A 15,267-nucleotide genomic window follows, 5' to 3' on the forward strand; every position below is an offset into this window, starting at 1 on the left:
CCGCGTACCGGCCTGCTCCGGGCCGCCCATCGCAGGACGGGCGGCCCGTTACAACCTCAGATCAGGTCGCGGCGCCGGAACACGGCGAACGCCGCCGCGGTCAGCCCGCCGGTGATCGCCAGCAGCACCAACAGCGCCGGCAGCCAGGTCACCGTGTAGAACCCCTCGCAGTAGGGGAATTCGGTGCTGCCCCGGCAGAGCTGCTCGTCATAGAACCGCGCCTCGCCGTTGAGCCACGCCCCGGTGTGGCTGGAGAGCATGAACAGGTCCGACTTCCGTGCGTCGACGATCTCCAGGACCAGCCGGGCGCCCAACTCCCAGACCACCGCGTACGCGGCGAACGCGCCCAGCGCCGCCGACGTGTGCCGACCCAGTGTGGCGATCGCGAAGCCCAGCGCGGAGGCCAGCAACACCAGCACCAGGCCACGACCGTGCACCGCGCCGAGCGAACTCCAGAAGTCGCCGTCCAGCCGGCCCGGCAAGCCGGCGGTCTGCCCGATCACCCAGAACGTGCCGAGATAGGCCAGCGACGCCAGCAGGGCAAGGACCAGCACCGTGCCGAGCAGGGTGCCCAGCTTGGTCGCGAGAACCGTCAACCGGCGCGGTCGCCAGAGCAGCAGGTTCACCACCCCGCCGGAGTTCAGGTCGGCGCCGATGTAGGAGGCACCGACCAGGAACCCGAACAGCACCAGGAACGCGATGAGGAAGTACAGCAGCGGCTCGGCCTGCTCGGCGAAGCTGAACACCCCCGGCAGGAAGTCGGCGGCGATCGGTAGCCGGTCCTGCCGGATTGGGTCGATGTCCGAGCAGTCGCTGGGGAAGTACCTGTCCGTGTCGGACTGCAAGGTGCCGTCCTGACGGGCCAGGCACTCCTGGTGGGTGGCCTCCAGGTCGCGCCGGGCCTCGGCGGCCTGGGCCCGCGCCGAGTTCAGCTCACTGACGCTCGGCTTGTGGGAACCGGCCAGCGTGGTCGCCGCCGTGACGGCGAACGCTAACACCAACAGGACGAGCATGAGCTGCACGAAACGACGCGCGGACAGTCGCTCCAACTCGGCACGCACCAGGTTCACGCGTCCACTCCCCGATCGAGGTCGATCACAGCTTCGCCCTGCGGCAGCGACGAGTCGCCGACCTGCCGGGGCACCGACGGATGCTCGTACGCGCCGGTCAGCTCCAGGAAGACGCTCTCCAGATCCGGCCGCAGCGGCGTCAGCTCGCCCACCCACAGACCCTGCTCACCGAGCACCCGGCTGATCGCCGTCGGGTCGCTCACCCCGCTCACCACCAACGCTCCGCCGTCCACCGCCGCCGTCAGCTCGGCCGCGTGCAGCAGCTCGACGGCCCGCTCCGGTTCGGCCACCCGGACCAGGAACTCGTGCCGGTCGTGGCCGGCCAGCACCTCGTCCACCCGACCGGTCGCGACCCGCCGCCCCCGCGAGATGATCGTGACGTGGTCGCAGATCAGCTGGATCTCGCCCAGGATGTGACTGGACACCAGCACTGTCACCCCGTTGGCCGCCAGCGACCGCATCAGGTCCCGCATCTCCCGGATGCCCGCCGGGTCCAGTCCGTTAGCCGGCTCGTCCAGGATGAGCAGACGCGGGTCCTTCAACAGCGCGGACGCCACCGCCAGACGCTGCTTCATGCCCAGCGAGTAGCCCTTCACCCGTTCATCGCCCCGGTCGTGCAGGCCCACCAGATCCAGCACCTCGTCCACCCGCGAGACCGGCACACCACCGGCGCGGGCCAACAACCGCAGTGTCCGGTAGCCGGTGAAGTTGCCGAAGAACTGCGGGCTCTCCACGATGGCGCCGACCTGACCCGCCACCCGGGGCAGCAACTCCGGCGACGGTTCGCCGAGCACCGTCATCCGGCCGCTGTCGGCGCTCACCAGCCCGAGCAGGGCCCGCAGGGTGGTGGTCTTGCCCGAGCCGTTGGGGCCCAGGAAGCCGTGGACCTGACCCGCCTCGACCAACAGGTCGAACCCGTCCACCGCCACCCGTCGGCCGCTCCGCAGGCTGCGGAAGGTCTTGCGCAGACCCTCGATCTCGATGACCGCGCTCATCCGCGCGGCTCCGTACGTGGGCGGGGCATGGGCCGTCCTTCGGGCTTGGTGATCAATGACACGGCGCTTCACCCTATGGCCGGGGTGCCGCCCATGGGGGGCACCCCGGCGCTGCGTGGTTGGATGGTGTGGTGACTGGTGACCTGATCCCCGGCGCTGCTGGCGCCGCGCCTGCCGCCGCTTTCGTGGACCCGGATCTGGTGGTCAGCCTCGACGGCGTCGGCGTACGCCGCTCTGGCACCGCCCTCCTACAGGACCTGACCTGGCGCGTCGAACTGGACGAGCGGTGGGTGGTGCTCGGCTCCAACGGCGCCGGCAAAACCACGCTGCTCAACCTCGCCGCCGGTCGGCTGCACCCCACCACGGGTGTCGCGCACGTGCTCGGCGAGCGAATCGGCCGCACCGACGTCAACGAGCTGCGTACCCGGATCGGGCTCACCACCGCCGCGATCGCCGAGCGGCTGCCCGCCGACGAGCGGGTCAGCGACGTGGTGGTGACCGCCGCCTGGTCGGTGGTCGGCCGCTGGCGGGAGAACTACGACCGTGGCGACGAGGCGCGTGCGCGGGCCCTGCTGAGTCAACTCGGCGTCGGTGGTCTCGCCGAACGCCGCTACGGCACCCTCTCCGAGGGTGAGCGCAAGCGGGTGCAGATCGCCCGTGCCCTGATGACCGACCCGGAGCTGCTGCTGCTCGACGAGCCCGCCGCCGGGCTGGACCTGGGCGGTCGGGAAGACCTGGTCGCCCGCCTTGCCGAGCTGGCGTACGACCCCGACGCCCCGGCGATGGTGCTGGTCACCCATCACGTCGAGGAGATTCCGCCCGGCTTCACCCACGCGATGCTCCTGCGTGAGGGCGGGGTGGTCGCCCAGGGCCTGCTCGCCGAGACGCTGACCGGTGACAACCTCTCCAAGACCTTCGGGCTGCCACTCGTTGTCGAGCGGTCGGGCGACCGCTTCACGGCTCGCGCCGCCTGAGCGTCGGACAGGCGGAGACGGCCGTGCCGCAGACCCGGGTTGCCGTGGTGGGCAGCGCCAACATGGACCTGGTCGCGATGGCACCCGCGCTGCCTCGACAGGGCGAGACCATGCTCGGCACCGACTTCGTGATGGTGCCCGGCGGCAAGGGCGCCAACCAGGCCGTGGCCGCGGTCCGGGCCGGCGCCTCCTGCGCCTTCCTCGGCGCGATCGGCTCGGACGCCTTCGGCGTCACCCTCAAGGCCCGCATCACCGCGGCCGGCGTGGACACCAGTCAGCTTCGCGTGGTCTACGGCACCTCCGGAGTGGCGCTGGTGATGGTCAACGCCCAGGGGGAGAACGCCATAGTGGTCACCCCCGGCGCGAACGACGCCCTGGTCGGCCTCACCGAGGAGGAGCTGACCACTGTGCGCGCGGCGGACGTCCTCGTCGCCCAACTGGAGATCCCGGTGCAGACCGTGACGGCCGCCGCCGTGGCCGCCCACGAGGCCGGCACGAGGGTCATCCTGAACGCCGCCCCGGCGCGGGACCTCCCACCCGAGCTGCTCGCCGCCGTGGACCTGCTGGTCGTCAACGAGGGCGAGGCGCAGGCGCTCGCCGGCCGGGGTCGGGAGGAGCCGCGCGCGCTGCTCGACCTGACCCCCCGGGCCGTGCTCACCCTCGGCGGTGAGGGCGCCTGGTACGTCGACCGGGACGGCACCGAGGTGCATGTGCCGGCGGTACGTGTCGACGTGGTCGACTCCACCGCCGCCGGTGACGCGTTCACCGCCGCGCTGGCCGTCGGCTGGGGCGAAGGGCGCGACCTGGTCGACGCGGTGCGCTGGGCGTCGGCGGCCGGCGCTGCCTGCGTCCGCAAGCTCGGCGCCTCGGTGGCGCTACCGCGACGCGCCGAGATCGACGAGCTGTACGTACCGGCCTGACCACACCGGCTCGCTCGCTCGCTCGTGCGGGCCGGCCGTCAGCTGACGGGTTCGTCGGTGAGCTTCTCGCCGCGTCGACGCAGCATGCCCAACCCGGGGATGCCGGCCACGGCGAGCTTGAGGTCGCGGGTCACGTCCAGCAGGTCGTGCAGGTCGGGGCCGACCCGGTCCAGCGTGGCCAGGATCGGCAGGATGTCCGCCGTCAGGTGTTCCTTGAGCTTCGGCAGCTCGTCGATCAGGTGGATCGCCGCGCTGATCTCCTCGTGGCTCAACTCCTTCACGAACCGCCCGGCCATCGGCGCGGCCCGGCGCAGCGCCGGCTCGTATGCCGCCAGCAGCTCTGCCGCGGTGGCGGCGGCCTCCGTCGCGGTGCCCACGGTGGTGGCGGCGCGGTTCGCGACCCGGTCGGCCTCGGCGACCACAGTGCCCGCGGCCCGGGAGACCCGGTCGGCCTCGGCGACCACCACGGCGGCGGCGGTGGCCACCTCGGTGGCCGTGTCGATGGCGGTGGTCGCGGCGGCGCTGATGACGGCCACCTCGCGGACCGCCGCCTCGGCGTCGGTGAGCACCTGGTCGGTCCGGTCCAGGGTCGTCTCGATCCGGTCGACCACGCCGTTGATCCGGGCCATCAGCGCCTCCACCCCGTCGAGCACGGCGAATGCGCGGGCGGGCACGGCCGCCATCGAGGCCGCGGAGCCGAGCGCCTGGTCGAGAGCGGAGCGGGTCAGACCGACCACGGCGGCCGGGGTGGGGAGGGGAATCGCCATGGGATCAAGTGTGCGTCGGCTGTGCCACAACCGCCCGACGGAGCCGGTCAGCGGGCCCGTCGGCCGGCGGTGTCGGCGCGGGCCACCCGCAGCGCCCACCAGATCAGCGGCACCTGCAACGGCAGCCGGCCGTACGCGATGGCCCGCTTCGTCGGGCGGCGCTGGCGCCAGTCCACGGCCATCTTCACGTTCGCCGGTAGGACGGCGACGAAGAGCGCGGCGGCTGCCCGCCCGCCGGCCCGCCGGGTGGTCGGGTTGGCGACCGCCGCCGCCACCGCCAGTTCGGCCACGCCGCTGGCGTACGTCCAGAATCGGGGCGGGCCGGGCAACGCGCGCGGCACTATCGGGTCGTAGACGCCGGGTCGCAGCAGATGGGTGACGCCGGCCGCCGTGAGCAGGCCGGCCAGCGCGACGGCCTCGCCGCGGCGGGTGGTCATCGTTGGTCCCCCTGCTGTTCGACGGCGCGCTGCACGGCTCGGTAGATCTGCCCGAACCGTAGCGCGTCCGGGGTGCGCACCAGCAGGTCCTCCCGGCCGTGGTGCTGCACCCACAACTCGTGCACATGGTTGCCGCGCTCGTAGGAGCGGTCCAGCCAACCCAACGGGATTTCCAGGAACGGCATCAACGCGAGCGCCCCCACCGCGCAGGCGGCGAGGATGATCAGCGCCAACTGCCAGTTGCCCCGGTCCTGTGCCGACCAGGCCAGTGACAGCACGCAGACCACCGCGACCAGCGGCGGCAGCGAGAGCAGCAGGACCAGGACACCGCGCCCCAGCACACGGCCGCGTACGGCGAGGGTTTTCTGCCCCCGGTCGTGCCAGACGAACGTCACGTCGGACAGGGCGATCACGTGACCGCCCGCCCGGATCGACTCGGAGGTCACCTGCACCGCGTCGTCCCGGTAATAGAGGGTCATCACTAAGCCTAACCACCGCCAGGCAACCCTCGCCTCGCTCGGACCTTGGCACGTGGCTTCTTTCGCAGTGGATCGGCCAGCCTGCGCAGAGGTTTCGACGGAGGCCGTCCGGCGGGGTGGAGGTGATGTCGCAGTGGTCCTTTGGAGCTGAATCGTCTGCGACATCACGCGTCGCGCCGCAGCCTTGTGGCCTTGCGGCCTTGCGGCACAGAGGCACAGAGGCGCCGCAAGGCCAACGGTCCGATTCGTCTGTGATATCAGCTCCATAGGCACTGCAGGAAGGTTGCGCCGGCGTCCGCTGCGCCGGCGTCCGCTGCACCCCGCCTGGCTCGGCGAGCCCGGTCGCTGCGCAGGTCCCACCGGTGACGACCGGCCCCGGTCGGGTAGGGACGTGAAGCGGAACCAGGCCGGCTAGCGGCGCGTGACGGGGCGGGCCGGCTGGCTGTGCTCGACCGCACGCTGCACCGCCCGGTAGATCTGCCCGAAGCGCAGCGCGTCACCGGTGTGCAGCAGACGCACCGGCTGACCCCGCCAACGGGCCCAGATCTCCAGTTGGCGGCTACCCCGGGCGTACGAGCGGTCCAGGTGTTCGAAGAGGAAGTCGGCGACCGGCCCGACGGCCAACCCGACCAGCACCGACGCGCCGACGATCGCGATCGTCACTGTGGGTGAGCGGTGCAGCCAGACGGCCACGCCGATGCCGAGCACCGCCGCGACCAGCGGGCCGGCGAGAGCTGCGCCGATCGCACCCCGTCCGACCAGCACGCGCCAGGAACGGGTGCCTCGGCGGTGCCAGATCATGGTGATGTCGGCCAGCTTGTAGCTGCGACCGTCGACACTGACGGTGGTGGAGGTGACCTGCACCGACCTGTCGTCGTAATACGTGATCATGGCTGGACTCCCGCCCACGGGGCTGACACCACACTACTTACCCAAACGAGCCGGGTCGTAAGGTTGGCACGCGACTTCGACGAGGAAGTGAGGGCAGCGTGGGCGAGTTCGTTCGGCTGGAGACCACTGACGGCATCGGCACGATCCGGCTGGAGCGGCCGCCGATGAACGCGCTCAACACCCAGGTGCAGGAGGAGTTGCGCGCCGCCGCCACGGCGGCCACCGCCGATCCCGAGGTCCGCGCCGTCATCGTGTACGGCGGGGAGAAGGTCTTCGCCGCCGGCGCCGACATCAAGCAGATGGCCGACATGTCCTACGTGGACATGGCCGACCGGGCGGCGAACCTGTCCAGCGCGCTCGGCGCGATCGCCCGGATCCCCAAGCCGGTGGTCGCCGCTATCACCGGGTACGCCCTCGGCGGCGGCTGTGAGCTGGCGTTGGCCTGTGACTGGCGGGTCGTCGCCGAGGACGCCAAGCTCGGCCAGCCGGAGATCAAGCTGGGCATCATCCCGGGTGCGGGCGGCACCCAGCGGCTGGCCCGCCTGGTCGGCCCGGCCCGCGCCAAGGACCTGATCATGTCGGGGCGGATGGTGGACGCGCAGGAGGCGCTGCGCATCGGCCTGGCCGACCGGGTCGCCCCGGCCGCCGAGGTGTACGACACGGCCGTCGCGCTGATCACTCCGTACCTGACCGGTCCGGTGCAGGCGCTGCGCGCGGCGAAGCTGGCGGTCGACGGTGGCCTGGACATGGATTTGAACTCGGGCCTGGCCTGGGAGAGTCAGCTCTTCGCGGCGCTGTTCGCCACCGACGACCGGCGTGAGGGCATGGCGGCCTTCGTCGAGAAGCGCAAGCCGGGCTTCACCGGCCGCTGATCCGTCGCCTTCCGCCCCGACGGCCTCCTGACCTCGGCAGCGTCTGCTGGCCGGGGCCACGGTCGCACTGCCAAGTGACTGGCCGGTAACCTGTGATCCCGGCCACGGACGATGGGAGCGACATGACGGAGCGGATCGAGGGTCACGGCGGCGAGTTGGCGCTCGCGGCACTACGCGCGCACGGCGTACGGGAGATGTTCACGCTGTCCGGCGGGCACGTCTTCCCGCTCTACGACGCCGCGTACAAGACCGACTTCCCGATCTACGACGTCCGGCACGAGCAGTCCGCGGTCTTCGCCGCCGAGGCGGTCGCCAAGCTCCAGCGCCGCCCCGGTCTCGCCGTGCTCACCGCCGGGCCCGGTGTCACAAACGGCATCTCCGGCATGACCAGCGCGTTCTTCAACGCCTCGCCGGTGCTGGTGCTCGGCGGGCGCGCGCCCGCGTTCCGCTGGGGCTCGGGCAGCCTCCAGGAGATGGACCACCTGCCGCTGGTCGCCCCGGTCACCAAGCACGCCGAGACGGTGTTCAGCACCGACGACATCCCGCGTGCGGTGGGTGCGGCGCTCAACGCCGCGCTCACCCCGCACCGCGGCCCGGCCTTCCTCGACTTTCCGCTGGAGACGGTCTTCTCGGTCGCCGAGGCCGACTTGCCCACCGTGACGGGTGTCGACCCGATCGCCCCGGACCCGGAGGAGGTCGGCCGCGCGGCGATGCTCATCGCCGGGGCGCAGCGGCCGGTCATCATCGCCGGCTCCGACGTGTACGCGGGCGACGCGGTCGCCGCGCTGCGCGAGGCGGCCGAGGCGTTGCAGGTGCCGGTCTTCACAAACGGCATGGGTCGCGGCTCGCTCCCGCCGGAGCACCCGCTGGCGTTCGCCAAGGCTCGTCGGGCCGCGCTCTCCGGCGCCGACGTGGTCGTGGTGGTGGGCACCCCGCTGGACTTCCGGCTCAGCTTCGGCGACTTCGGTGACGCCAAGGTGGTGCACATCGTCGACGCCCCCAGCCAGCGGGCGACGCACGTGCAGCCGGCCGCCGCCCCCGCCGGTGACCTGCGCCTGATCCTGTCCGCGCTGGCCGATCACTCCGGTGACCGGGCCGACCATTCCGACTGGATCGCCGACCTGCGCGTCGCCGAGGACGCGGCGAAGGCTCGCGACGCCGCGGAGATGGCCGCCGAGACCGACTCGATCCGCCCGGCCCGGATCTACGGCGAGCTGCGTCGGGCGCTCGCCCCGGACGCGATCACCATCGGCGACGGCGGCGACTTCGTGTCGTACGCCGGGCGGTACCTGGAGCCGGCCCAGCCCGGCACGTGGCTGGACCCGGGCCCGTACGGCTGCCTGGGCACCGGCATGGGCTACGCGATGGGCGCCCGGGTCAGTCACCCGGACCGGCAGATCTGCGTGCTGATGGGCGACGGCGCTGCCGGCTTCTCGCTGATGGACGTCGAGTCGCTGGTCCGCCAGAAGCTGCCGGTGGTGATCGTCGTCGGAAACAACGGCATCTGGGGGCTGGAGAAGCACCCGATGCGGGCCATGTACGGCTACGACGTGGCCGCCGACCTCCAGCCGGAGCTGCGGTACGACACGGTGGTCAGCGCGCTCGGCGGGGCGGGGGAGACGGTCGCCAAGGCGGCCGACCTGGGCCCGGCGCTCCAGCGGGCGTTCGACTCCGGAGTGCCGTACCTGGTGAACGTGCTCACCGACCCGACCGACGCGTACCCCCGGTCGTCGAACCTGGCCTGAGTCGCACCCGCCGCCGTCGTCGCTCCTGCGCCGGCGGCGGCGGCGCGTTCACACCTCCGGTCGGTCGCCCTCGCGCGGCGGCTCACCGTCACGGCGGCGCAGGTCGTCCTCGCGCCGCCGCAGGTCTTCCTCCCAGCGCTGGAACAGCTCCTGGTCCTGCTGCTGGGCGCGTTCCTCGACGGAGCGCAGGAACTCCGGGTCGTCGTCGGGGGCCACCGGCCGAGGGCGCTGCCGTTCGCCGCCGCCGGTGCCGACCGGCCAGCCCTTACGGGTGCCGGGGCTGGGCTCCCGGCCGACGATGAACCAGGCGATCGAGCCGACCAGCGGGAAGAACAAGATGATCAGCACCCAGGCGATCCGGGGAAGGGCGCGGATCTTGCCCTCCTCGGCGGAGAGACAGCTGATCAGCGCGCAGACGGCGAGGACAATCTGCACCAGGAAGAGGAGTACGCCAAGCCGGGCCATGCACCCATGATGACGCACCGGCGCGCGTCACCACAGTCCGCGCAGCACCAGCAGCACTCCCAGTAACGCCAGCACCACAGTGCCCACCGTGACCAGGGGAAGTGTCCGGCCGCCGGTGCGGGCCGGACCCGTTCCGGTACCCCGTGGCCAGCAGAGCACCAGCAGGGCGCCCCACACCAGAACGGTGCCGCCGGTGATCAGCGCACCGGTCGCGTCGCCGGTCGACGCCAGCCGGACGGCGAGCACGCTCACCACGGTCACCGTGAGCAGGGTGCGCCGCCAGGCCAGCCGGGTCCGCTCCGGTTGCAGCCCCGGGTCGCGTCCGGTGCTCACTGCTCGCCGACCGCCCGCATCAGGACGGCGACCACCAGCAGCAACGCGCCGACGCCGACGGCGAGCGCCAGGACGGCGGGGAACCGGGACGCGGGCAGCTCTTGACCGAGCCGGATGGCCCGCTCGGTACGCGACCAGTGGTCCACCGCGCGGATCGCGACCGCCGCGCCGAGCAGCAGCAACGCCACAGCGATCACCTCCCGCAGGTGGCTCATCGGCAGGGGTGGCAGGAACTGCGCGGCGGCCAACCCGCCCCCGACCAGCGCCAACCCGGTGCGCAGCCAGGCGAGGAAGGTCCGTTCGTTGGCCAGGGAGAAGCGGTAGTCCGGTGTTTCACCGACCGAGCCCAGCTCCGCCGGGTCGAACCACCGCCTGATCGCCTCCCACACAGTGGGAGATTATCCGCTTCCCATCCCGCTTAGCCTGGGCCGGTGACTGATCTCGACGTACAGACGCTCCGGGCCGCCTACGACAACCAACTCCGTCCGGAGATCCCCGACCCGGTTCCGGCCGGGGTGACGGTGGAGCGGGACGGGCCGCTGGTCCGGATCTCCGGGCTCGACTCCGGTGGCTTCATCACCTACCGCGACCTGGGCGGGTTGACCGGCGACGCGCTGGACGAGCTGATCGCCCGGCAGGTGCGGTTGTGCAGGGAGCGGGGCGAGTCGGCGGAGTGGAAGCTCAACGAGCACGACGAACCGGCGGACCTGGCGGACCGGCTGCGGGCGGCCGGCTTCGTGCCGGAGGACCGGGAGACCGTCGTGGTCGGCCCGGTCGCGCCGCTCGCCGCCGCGCTGCCGGTCGTCCCCGAGGGGGTACGCCTGCGTGAGGTGACGTCCCGGGAGGACCTGGAGCGGATCGCCGCCATGGAGGAGGAGGTCTGGCAGGAGGACCGGTCGCACCTGGTGTGGGGCCTGGCCAAGGAGATCGACGCCGACCCGCACTCGATCACAGTGGTGGTGGCCGAGGCGGACGCGACGGTGGTGAGCGCCGGCTGGGTGCGCTTCGCTCCGAACACCGGCTTTGCCACCCTGTGGGGTGGGTCCACACTGCCGCAGTGGCGTCGCAAGGGCATCTACCGGGCGCTGGTCACCTACCGGGCCCGGCTCGCCGACCAGCGGGGCCGGACGCTGTTGCAGGTCGACGCCTCGGAGGACAGCCGGCCGATCCTGGAGCGACTCGGTCTCGTCCCGATCACCACCACCACCCCGTACGTCTACACTCCGTGATCATGGAACAGCGGTTGACGGACGAGGAGCGGCTGACCCTCAAGACGGGTGCCTTCGGCGCGGTCTTCCTGGTCTCCAACGCCGACCCCGGTGTGCTGGGGGTGATCCGGGAGAGCATCGCCGCCTCCGGCGCGCTGGCCGACGCCAGTGGCACGGTCAAGGAGGCGCTGACCACCGGCCCGCTTCCGCGACTTCCCCGGGACTCGCAGCTGGAGATCGAGTCGGTGGTACTGCCGGCGCTGGGGCAGGCGGTGCGGATCCTGCGTGAGAAGTCCCCACGGGACGTGGACGCGTACCGCGAACTGGTGTTGGCCGCGGCGGACCAGGTGGCCCGGGCGCACGACGGGGTGGCGCCCGCCGAGGCGGCGGCCATCGACCAGATCCGGGTCGCGTTGGCCGAGCCGGCCTGACCGGCCACGCGTCGGTGAGCTGTGTCACTCTGAGTGCTGCGGGAGCGCAACCTACTGGCAGGTAACATTGCGCCGTGGGCAACTGCACAACCGCCCTCGGTTGACCTGGCGTCGACCGACGCGCGACGCTGCGCCCCAGACCGGGCGAGCGAATCGCAACACCACACAGGAGGGTCGTCGAAGCGCGATGAACATCGTCGTACTCGTCAAGCAGGTGCCTGATTCGGGCGCGGACCGCAACCTGCGCAATGACGACAACACCGTCGACCGCGGTTCGGCGAACAACGTGATCAACGAGATGGACGAGTACGCCATCGAGGAGGCGCTGAAGATCAAGGAGGCGCACGGCGGCGAGGTCACCATCCTGACCATGGGTCCGGACCGGGCGACCGAGTCGATCCGCAAGGCGCTCTCCATGGGCCCGGACAAGGCCGTGCACGTGCTGGACGACGCCCTGCACGGCTCGTGCGCCGTCGCCACCTCGAAGGTGCTCGCCGCCGCGCTCGGTCAGCTCAATGCCGACCTGGTCATCTGCGGTGCCGAGTCCACCGACGGTCGGGTCCAGGTCATGCCGCACATGATCGCCGAGCGGCTGGGCGTCGCGGCGCTCACCGGTGCCCGCAAGCTCACCGTCGACGGCGCCACGCTGACCGTCGAGCGGCAGACCGAGGAGGGCTACGAGGTGGTCACCGCTGCCACCCCGGCCGTGGTCTCCGTCTGGGACACCATCAACGAGCCGCGCTACCCCTCCTTCAAGGGCATCATGGCCGCCAAGAAGAAGCCGGTGCAGACGCTCTCGCTGGCCGAACTCGGGGTCGCGGCCGACGAGGTGGGCTTCGACGGCGCCACCAGCGCCGTCGTCGAGCACACCAAGCGCCCCCCGCGCTCCGGCGGCGCCAAGATCACTGACGAGGGCGAGGGCGGCGTCAAGCTGGTCGAGTTCCTCGCCACCGAGAAGTTCGTGTGAGAGGGGGGTCTGACATGTCCGAGGTTCTCGTCGTCGTCGAAGCCACAAAGGAATTCGGCGTCAAGAAGGTCACCCTGGAAATGCTCACCCTCGCGCGTGAGCTGGGCACCCCGAGCGCTGTGGTGCTGGGCGGCGCCGGCGCCGCCGAGGCGCTGAGCGGCAAGCTGGGCGAGTACGGCGCGGAGAAGATCTACGCCGCCGAGGGTGACGAGATCGACGGCTACCTGGTGGCCCCCAAGGCGACAGTGCTGGCCGAGTTGGTCAAGCGGGTGCAGCCGGCCGCCGTGCTGCTGGCGTCGGCCCAGGAGGGCAAGGAGATCGCCGCCCGGCTCGCCGTCAAGCTCGACAACGGCATCCTGACCGACGTGGTCGGCCTGGACGCCGACGGCACCGCGACCCAGGTCGCCTTCGCCGGCTCCACCATCGTCAAGTCCAAGGTCACCAAGGGCCTGCCGTTGGTCACCGTCCGGCCCAACTCGGTCACCCCCGCCCCGGCGGCGGCCACCCCGGCGATCGAGCAGCTCAGCGTGTCGGTCACCGACACCGACAAGCTGGCCACTGTCGTCGAGCGGGTCGCCGAGCAGAAGGGCTCCCGCCCCGAGCTGACCGAGGCCGGCGTGGTCGTCTCCGGCGGTCGGGGCGTCGGCAACGCCGACAACTTCAAGCTGGTCGAGGAGCTGGCCGACCTGCTCGGCGGCGCCGTCGGCGCGTCCCGCGCGGCCGTCGACTCCGGCTTCTACCCGCACCAGTTCCAGGTGGGCCAGACCGGTAAGACGGTCTCCCCGCAGCTCTACGTCGCCCTCGGCATCTCCGGCGCCATCCAGCACCGGGCCGGCATGCAGACCTCGAAGACCATCGTCGCTGTCAACAAGGACGGCGAGGCGCCGATCTTCGAGCTGGCCGACTTCGGGGTGGTGGGCGACCTGTTCAAGATCGTCCCGCAGGCCGCCGAGGAGATCCGCAAGCGCAAGTAAGCCAGCGATACGGCAGTGGCCGCCCGTTCGCACGGGCGGCCACTGCCGTTGGGAGCTGATCGGCGAGCCGGGGAGCTGAGCCGGCCCGCCGATCAGCCCGTCAGAGAGCCCCTCAGCAGACTGTCGCCGGAGTGGCGGGTGTTGTTGTCGTACTGCTCGGCGGAGACGTCGACCACCGAGTAGCTCTTGAGGTCGACATTCGGGGGGAGGGGTAGCAGCGCGTCCGAGCCGCCACCAAGGGTGCCGACCGAGAACATCTCCATCGTCGTCGGATTGATGAGCCAGACCTCGTAGTACCCCGCGACGCTCGGGAGATTCGCCACCTGCAGATGTAGTTGGCCGTCCTTCAAAACCCGGGCGTCACCCTTGGCCGTCGGCGGGGTCGACCCGTACGCCGCCAGCGGCGCGCTCGCCACCACCACCGGCGGCGGGGTGGGCGTCGGATCGTCCGGTCGGAGCACCGAGACGGTGCCCACGACGCCGACCGCCGCGGCGGCAGCCGCGGTCACCGCGGTGGCCACCCAACCGGACCAGCCGCGACCCCGGCGGGATCGCCGCGCCGGGTCCAGTCGGGTCACCGTCGACTCGGCCGCCGCGCCGAAGGTCTGCTCAGCCGTCGTGGTGTCGGCCGCCGCGCCGAAGGTCTGCTCGGCCGTCGTTGTCTCGGCCTGCTCGGCGGTCGTGGTGTCGGCCTGCTCGGGCACCCGGTGTCGACGGGTCTCGGTCAGCAACGGCCCGGCCTCCGCGGCCCTGACCTGGGCTTCGATGCCCTGCCAGACGTGCTCCGGCGGGTCGGGCAGGTCAGCCAGGCCCTGCGTCTCGGTGCCGAGCCCCGCCACCTGTCGAAGGCTCGCGACCTCCGCGCGGCAGAGCGCGCAGGTGCCGAGGTGGGTGCTCTCCCCGTCGTCCGCCTCGCTCTCACCGAGTGCCAGAAATACCAGCCGGTCGTGGTCCAGGTGCTGCACCGTCCACCTCCCATCTGCGTTTCAAGCTCGCCATGCCGCGTCGGATGTGACTCTTCACGGTGCCCAACGGCACGCCGGTCACAGTGGCTATCTGCTGGTGTGTCAGGTCGTCGTAGAAGGCCAGCTCCAGCATTCGTCGCTGGTCGTCCGGGAGACGAGCCAGCTCGTCGGCGATCACCAACCGGTCCACCACGCGGTCCGGGTCCGGTTGGGTCTGCGCCGGCTCGGGCAGCTGTCGGACCGTCTCCACCACCCGGCTCTCCCGGGCCGAGGCGCGCATCCGGTCGATCACCTTCCGCCGGCCGATGCCGAGCAACCAGCCGATCAGCGACCCCTTGGCCGGGTCGAACGTGTCGCGACCCAGCCAGGCGGCGACGAACGTCGCCTGGGTGACGTCCTCGGCGTCGCTGCGGTTCGCCAGCATGGACGTGGCCAGGTGGAGCACGGCACGACCGTAGCGGTCGTACGCCTCGCGGAGCGCCACGTCGTCGCCGTCGCGGAACCTGCGGTCGAGGTCGTCCACCGGAGGGTCCGGTTCCTGTCGTAGCGCCGTCATCGGGCGGCTCGCCTTCGATGGGGCATGCCCGACTGTAGCTGCCACAGTCCCCGCCCCACTTCCCCGGTCGATGTCATCTCACCAGCTCTTCGTCTCCCGACCCCGTTCCGGATGCGGTCGGGGCCGGAAAAGAAAAGCGCTTCCCGGGCGCATCCACCCGTCCGACAGCCGGCGTAACCCGTTCTGCAAGCCAGGCCTGACGAATCAGCACCAAATAT

At 71.6% G+C, this 15,267-nt stretch carries 19 protein-coding genes; 8 read left to right on the forward strand and 11 right to left on the reverse strand.

Annotated elements, in window-relative coordinates; genetic code table 11:
- Positions 1-56: 56 nt before the first annotated feature.
- Both ABZ794_RS19380 and ABZ794_RS19385 read right to left on the reverse strand, forming a co-directional pair.
- Positions 57-1,070, reverse strand: coding sequence for an ABC transporter permease subunit (locus ABZ794_RS19380; RefSeq protein WP_357516744.1), 1,014 nt, complete (start codon positions 1,068-1,070; stop codon positions 57-59).
- On the reverse strand, positions 1,067-2,065 hold the full coding sequence (locus ABZ794_RS19385) for an ATP-binding cassette domain-containing protein (protein ID WP_210781051.1): 999 nt from the start codon (positions 2,063-2,065) through the stop codon (positions 1,067-1,069). Before ABZ794_RS19385 ends, ABZ794_RS19380 begins: the two co-directional genes overlap by 4 nt.
- A gap of 131 nt (positions 2,066-2,196) precedes the next feature.
- Between ABZ794_RS19385 and ABZ794_RS19390 the strand changes: the two genes are divergently transcribed.
- Both ABZ794_RS19390 and ABZ794_RS19395 read left to right on the forward strand, forming a co-directional pair.
- Positions 2,197-3,039, forward strand: a complete 843-nt coding sequence (locus tag ABZ794_RS19390) for an ABC transporter ATP-binding protein (RefSeq protein ID WP_091397101.1) — start codon at positions 2,197-2,199, stop codon at positions 3,037-3,039.
- 23 nt (positions 3,040-3,062) lie between these two features.
- On the forward strand, positions 3,063-3,959 hold the full coding sequence (locus ABZ794_RS19395; protein ID WP_357516746.1) for a ribokinase: 897 nt from the start codon (positions 3,063-3,065) through the stop codon (positions 3,957-3,959).
- 38 nt (positions 3,960-3,997) lie between these two features.
- On the opposite strand, the gene ABZ794_RS19400 is transcribed toward ABZ794_RS19395, so the two are convergent.
- The 4 genes from ABZ794_RS19400 to ABZ794_RS19415 all read right to left on the reverse strand — a co-directional run bounded on the left by ABZ794_RS19400 (position 3,998) and on the right by ABZ794_RS19415 (position 6,533).
- Positions 3,998-4,726, reverse strand: a complete 729-nt coding sequence (locus ABZ794_RS19400; protein WP_357516748.1) for a hypothetical protein — start codon at positions 4,724-4,726, stop codon at positions 3,998-4,000.
- A 47-nt stretch (positions 4,727-4,773) separates the two neighbouring features.
- Positions 4,774-5,163: a hypothetical protein gene (locus ABZ794_RS19405; protein ID WP_210781055.1), complete on the reverse strand. Its 390-nt coding sequence runs from the start codon at positions 5,161-5,163 to the stop codon at positions 4,774-4,776.
- Positions 5,160-5,642 (reverse strand): DUF6232 family protein, encoded by a 483-nt coding sequence (locus ABZ794_RS19410; RefSeq protein WP_210781056.1) that lies wholly within the window; start codon positions 5,640-5,642, stop codon positions 5,160-5,162. The genes ABZ794_RS19405 and ABZ794_RS19410 overlap by 4 nt, the downstream gene beginning before the upstream one ends.
- A 411-nt stretch (positions 5,643-6,053) precedes the next feature.
- On the reverse strand, positions 6,054-6,533 hold the full coding sequence (locus tag ABZ794_RS19415; protein WP_210781057.1) for a DUF6232 family protein: 480 nt from the start codon (positions 6,531-6,533) through the stop codon (positions 6,054-6,056).
- A gap of 98 nt (positions 6,534-6,631) precedes the next feature.
- Between ABZ794_RS19415 and ABZ794_RS19420 the strand changes: the two genes are divergently transcribed.
- The gene (locus ABZ794_RS19420) at positions 6,632-7,405 is read left to right on the forward strand and encodes an enoyl-CoA hydratase-related protein (protein ID WP_210781058.1); all 774 of its coding nucleotides are present in this window, start codon (positions 6,632-6,634) and stop codon (positions 7,403-7,405) included.
- A gap of 122 nt (positions 7,406-7,527) precedes the next feature.
- On the forward strand, positions 7,528-9,150 hold the full coding sequence (locus ABZ794_RS19425) for an acetolactate synthase (protein WP_357516751.1): 1,623 nt from the start codon (positions 7,528-7,530) through the stop codon (positions 9,148-9,150).
- A 48-nt stretch (positions 9,151-9,198) separates the two neighbouring features.
- Here the strand turns inward: ABZ794_RS19425 and ABZ794_RS19430 are convergent, their stop codons facing one another.
- The 3 genes from ABZ794_RS19430 to ABZ794_RS19440 are packed head-to-tail and all read right to left on the reverse strand — an operon-like array spanning position 9,199 to position 10,337.
- Positions 9,199-9,615 carry a PLD nuclease N-terminal domain-containing protein gene (locus tag ABZ794_RS19430; protein ID WP_357516753.1) on the reverse strand — a complete coding sequence of 139 codons (417 nt, stop codon included), beginning with the start codon at positions 9,613-9,615 and terminating at the stop codon, positions 9,199-9,201.
- A 27-nt stretch (positions 9,616-9,642) separates the two neighbouring features.
- Positions 9,643-9,948, reverse strand: coding sequence for a DUF202 domain-containing protein (locus ABZ794_RS19435; RefSeq protein ID WP_357516755.1), 306 nt, complete (start codon positions 9,946-9,948; stop codon positions 9,643-9,645).
- Positions 9,945-10,337 (reverse strand): DUF202 domain-containing protein, encoded by a 393-nt coding sequence (locus ABZ794_RS19440; RefSeq protein WP_210781062.1) that lies wholly within the window; start codon positions 10,335-10,337, stop codon positions 9,945-9,947. The genes ABZ794_RS19435 and ABZ794_RS19440 overlap by 4 nt, the downstream gene beginning before the upstream one ends.
- Positions 10,338-10,379: 42 nt before the next feature.
- Here ABZ794_RS19440 and ABZ794_RS19445 point away from each other — a divergent pair, with 42 nt between their 5' ends.
- The 4 genes from ABZ794_RS19445 (at position 10,380) to ABZ794_RS19460 (ending at position 13,528) form a co-directional block, all read left to right on the forward strand.
- Entirely contained in the window at positions 10,380-11,177 is a 798-nt protein-coding gene (locus tag ABZ794_RS19445; RefSeq protein WP_357516757.1) for a GNAT family N-acetyltransferase, read from the forward strand.
- A complete protein-coding gene (locus ABZ794_RS19450) occupies positions 11,174-11,587 on the forward strand; it encodes a hypothetical protein (RefSeq protein WP_210781064.1) in 414 nt (137 codons plus the stop codon). Before ABZ794_RS19445 ends, ABZ794_RS19450 begins: the two co-directional genes overlap by 4 nt.
- Positions 11,588-11,774: 187 nt before the next feature.
- Positions 11,775-12,554 carry an electron transfer flavoprotein subunit beta/FixA family protein gene (locus ABZ794_RS19455; protein WP_124862320.1) on the forward strand — a complete coding sequence of 260 codons (780 nt, stop codon included), beginning with the start codon at positions 11,775-11,777 and terminating at the stop codon, positions 12,552-12,554.
- A gap of 14 nt (positions 12,555-12,568) precedes the next feature.
- A complete protein-coding gene (locus ABZ794_RS19460) occupies positions 12,569-13,528 on the forward strand; it encodes an electron transfer flavoprotein subunit alpha/FixB family protein (RefSeq protein ID WP_091393283.1) in 960 nt (319 codons plus the stop codon).
- Positions 13,529-13,620: 92 nt separating this feature from the next.
- Here the strand turns inward: ABZ794_RS19460 and ABZ794_RS19465 are convergent, their stop codons facing one another.
- Both ABZ794_RS19465 and ABZ794_RS19470 read right to left on the reverse strand, forming a co-directional pair.
- Positions 13,621-14,493: an anti-sigma factor gene (locus ABZ794_RS19465; RefSeq protein ID WP_357516761.1), complete on the reverse strand. Its 873-nt coding sequence runs from the start codon at positions 14,491-14,493 to the stop codon at positions 13,621-13,623.
- A complete protein-coding gene (locus tag ABZ794_RS19470; RefSeq protein WP_210781066.1) occupies positions 14,447-15,049 on the reverse strand; it encodes an RNA polymerase sigma factor in 603 nt (200 codons plus the stop codon). Before ABZ794_RS19470 ends, ABZ794_RS19465 begins: the two co-directional genes overlap by 47 nt.
- Positions 15,050-15,267: the final 218 nt, after the last annotated feature.

The sequence above is a fragment of the Micromonospora sp. NPDC047187 genome (genome assembly GCF_040643355.1).
Lineage (GTDB): Bacteria > Actinomycetota > Actinomycetes > Mycobacteriales > Micromonosporaceae > Micromonospora > Micromonospora salmantinae.